At 60.1% G+C, this 4055-nt stretch carries 2 protein-coding genes; both read left to right on the forward strand.

The genetic code is table 11. From position 1 onward, the window contains the following. Window positions 1-373 precede the first annotated feature (373 nt). Entirely contained in the window at window positions 374-1156 is a 783-nt protein-coding gene (gene map / locus OQK_RS05480; RefSeq protein WP_016771477.1) for a type I methionyl aminopeptidase, read from the forward strand. Between the two features lie 40 nt (window positions 1157-1196). After that, window positions 1197-3899, forward strand: coding sequence for a [protein-PII] uridylyltransferase (locus OQK_RS05485; RefSeq protein ID WP_016771478.1), 2703 nt, complete (start codon window positions 1197-1199; stop codon window positions 3897-3899). Window positions 3900-4055: the final 156 nt, after the last annotated feature.

Here is a 4055-nt window from a genome sequence, read left to right on the forward strand (position 1 = left end):
GATAGTTCCTTGATAAGTCGGGTTTGGCCTCCACGTATCCCAATGACCAACCAGAGGCATAAAGCCCAAGGCACCCAGGTCATCGTGTCGACACGTGTGTGGATTTAAGCTTTTCGGGGCATCCCCGGAAAGCGGCGCATTTTATACCACAGGGTGCGCAGAAACGGAACCCGGAATCTGTATTCGCACCAGGGACACGGGCGCAGCCCCCTTGGAATCGGCTCGATGGGCACCATTGTATAGATAGAAGCTGGACATGCAGGCGCGGATTTGCGCCTCCCGTCTGGTAGAATCGCGTTTTTCAGGGTCGCAAAATGTACGCTTGCCACCCAATTCGTATCCGTAAGCGCCGCCGAGCGCAGAGAGAGCCTGTATGACCGTCAACCTCAAAACCCCCGAGGACATCGCTGGCATGCGTGTCGCCGGCAAACTGGCCGCCGATGTGCTGGAAATGATTGCCGAACATGTCAAACCGGGCGTGACCACCGATCAGCTCAACCAGATTTGCCACGACTACATCGTCAATGTGCAGCAGGCCATCCCTGCCCCGCTCAACTACAAGGGCTACCCGAAGTCGATCTGCACTTCGATCAACCATGTGGTCTGCCACGGCATCCCTAACGACAAGCCGCTGAAAAACGGCGACACCCTGAACATCGACGTCACGGTGATCAAAGACGGCTACCACGGTGATACCAGCCGCATGTTCCACGTCGGCGAAGTGCCGGTCTGGGCCGAGCGTCTGTCGCAGGTCACCCAGGAATGCATGTACAAGGCCATCGAGATCGTCAAACCTGGCTGCCGCCTCGGCGACATCGGCGAAGTCATCCAGAAGCACGCGGAAAAGAACGGTTTCTCGGTGGTGCGCGAGTTCTGCGGTCACGGCATCGGCAAGGTCTTCCACGAAGAACCGCAGATCCTGCACTACGGTCGCGCCGGCACCGGCATGGAACTGAAGGCCGGTATGACCTTCACCATCGAACCGATGATCAACCAGGGCAAGGCCGACACCAAGGTTCTGGGCGACGGCTGGACCGCGATCACCAAGGACCGCAAGCTCTCGGCACAGTGGGAACACACCCTGCTGGTCACCGACACCGGCTACGAGATCTTCACCTTGCGCAGCGATGACACCATCCCGCGTGTCTCGGCCTGACACCCAGAACGCTCCCAGCCTATAGAAGGAAAGCCAATCGATGCCGCAGGTGGATCCCGAACTCTTCGACCGCGGCCAGTTCCAGGCTGAACTGGCCCTCAAAGCGAGTCCTATCGCGGCGTTCAAGAAGGCGATCCGCCAGGCCCGCGAGGTCCTCGACACGCGTTTTCGCAATGGCCGCGACATCCGCCGGCTGATTGAGGACCGCGCCTGGTTTGTCGACAATATCCTGCAAAAGGCCTGGGAGCAGTTCAACTGGAGCGAAGACGCCGACATCGCTCTGGTGGCGGTGGGCGGCTACGGTCGCGGCGAACTGCACCCCTACTCCGATATCGATCTGCTGATTCTGCTCGACAGTGCCGACCACGAAGTTTTCCGCGATTCCATCGAGCGTTTTCTGACGCTGCTGTGGGACATCGGTCTGGAGGTCGGCCAGAGCGTGCGCTCGGTCGACGAATGCGCAGAAGAGGCCCGCGCCGACCTTACTGTGGTCACCAACCTGATGGAAAGCCGCACCATCTGCGGCCCCGAGCGTCTGCGCCAGCGCATGCTCGACGTCACCAGCACCGCGCACATGTGGCCGGCCAAGGAGTTCTTCCTGGCCAAGCGTGCCGAGCAGAAGGCCCGTCACCACAAATACAACGACACCGAGTACAACCTCGAACCGAACGTCAAAGGCTCGCCCGGTGGCCTGCGCGATATCCAGACGATCCTCTGGGTCGCCCGCCGTCAGTACGGCACCCTGAACCTGCGCGCCCTCGCTGGCGAAGGCTTTCTGGTCGAAAGCGAAAACGCTCTGCTCGCCTCCTCCCAGGAATTCCTCTGGAAAGTGCGCTACGCCCTGCACATGCTCGCCGGCCGCTCGGAAGACCGCTTGCTGTTCGATCATCAACGCACCATTGCCGGCCTGCTCGGCTTTGAAGGAGACGACGCCAAACAGGCGGTCGAAAACTTCATGCAGCAGTACTTCCGCACGGTGATGAGCATCGCCCAACTGAGCGATCTGATCATCCAGCACTTCGAGGAAGTCATCCTCGCTCCGGAAGACGAAGCGCCGCCGCAACCGATTAATTCACGCTTCCAGCTGCATGACGGCTACATCGAAGCGCGCAATGACAACGTGTTCCGCCGCACGCCGTTCGCCATGCTGGAGATTTTCGTGCTGATGGCCCAGCAGCCGGAAATCAAAGGGGTGCGCGCCGACACCATTCGTCTGCTGCGCGAACATCGTCATCTGATCGATGACAACTTCCGTAACGATATCCGCAACACCAGCCTGTTCATCGAGCTGTTCAAGTGCAAGATCGGCATCCACCGCAATCTGCGGCGGATGAACCGTTACGGCATTCTCGGGCGCTATCTACCGGAGTTCGGTTTTATCGTCGGGCAGATGCAGCACGACCTGTTCCACATCTATACGGTCGATGCGCACACGCTGAATCTGATCAAACACCTGCGCAAACTGCAGTACACCCAGGTTTCGGAGAAATTTCCGCTGGCCGCCAAGCTCATGGCCAAGCTGCCCAAACCTGAGCTGATCTACATGGCCGGTCTGTATCACGATATCGGCAAGGGCCGGCATGGTGATCACTCGGAGATCGGCGCGGTCGATGCCGAGGCGTTCTGCCAGCGTCACCAGTTGCCGGTGTGGGACAGCCGCCTGATCGTCTGGCTGGTACAGAACCATTTGGTGATGTCCACCACCGCGCAGCGCAAGGATCTGTCCGACCCGCAGGTGATCCACGATTTCGCTCAAGCTGTTGGCGACGAAACGCGCCTCGACTACCTCTACGTGCTGACCGTGGCCGATATCAATGCGACCAACCCGACGCTGTGGAATTCATGGCGCGCCAGCCTGCTGCGCCAGCTTTATACCGAGACCAAGCGCGCCCTGCGCCGGGGTCTGGAAAACCCGGTGGATCGCGAAGAACAGATTCGCCAGACACAAAGCGCGGCGCTGGACATTCTGGTGCGCGGCGGCACCGATCCGGACGACGTCGAGCAGCTGTGGGCGCAATTGGGCGATGATTATTTCCTGCGCCACACCGCCGGCGATGTAGCCTGGCACAGCGATGCGATCCTGCAGCAACCGGTGGATGGCGGGCCGCTGGTGCTGATCAAGGAAACCACCCAGCGCGAGTTCGAGGGCGGCACGCAGATCTTCATTTATGCACCGGACCAGCACGACTTCTTCGCCGTGACCGTGGCGGCGATGGACCAGCTCAACCTGAACATTCACGACGCCCGGGTCATCACCTCGAGCAGCCAGTTCACTCTCGACACCTACATCGTGCTCGACAACGAAGGCGAATCGATCGGCGACAATCCTGCGCGGATCAAGCAGATCCGCGAAGGCCTCACCGAGGCACTGCGCAACCCGGACGACTACCCAACGATCATCCAGCGCCGTGTGCCGCGCCAGCTCAAACACTTCGCCTTCGCCCCGCAAGTAACGATCCACAACGACGCCCAGCGTCCGGTGACCGTGCTGGAACTGACGGCGCCTGACCGGCCGGGCCTGCTGGCGCGGGTCGGGGGGATTTTCCTCGAGTTCGACCTGTCGCTGCAGAACGCCAAGATTGCGACCCTGGGCGAGCGCGTGGAAGACGTGTTCTTCATCACCGACGCGCACAACCAGCCGTTGTCCGATCCGCTGCTGTGCAGCCGTTTGCAGGATGCGATCGTCGAACAGCTGAGCGTCAATCAGGAACCGGATATCAAACTTTCGCGGATCAGTATCTGAATCACCCGTTTATCCGTGTGAATGCAGCCCATGCTTTCCTCCGGTACATACAATCCCCTGGGGCGAGGGGATTTATCCCCGTTCGGCTGCGAAGCAGTCGTAAAACCTGTGTATGCGGACAGTAAGTTGAACCGCAGTGAATGGTTTTTGGGGCCG

Source organism: Pseudomonas sp. R62 (assembly GCF_000257605.1).
In the GTDB taxonomy this organism is placed as follows: Bacteria; Pseudomonadota; Gammaproteobacteria; order Pseudomonadales; family Pseudomonadaceae; genus Aquipseudomonas; species Aquipseudomonas atacamensis.

Coding starts and splice junctions, on each gene's coding strand:
- map (WP_016771477.1), top strand. CDS start 374: ATGACCGTCAACCTCAAAACCCCCGAGGACATCGCTGGCATGCGTGTC.
- OQK_RS05485 (WP_016771478.1), top strand. CDS start 1,197: ATGCCGCAGGTGGATCCCGAACTCTTCGACCGCGGCCAGTTCCAGGCT.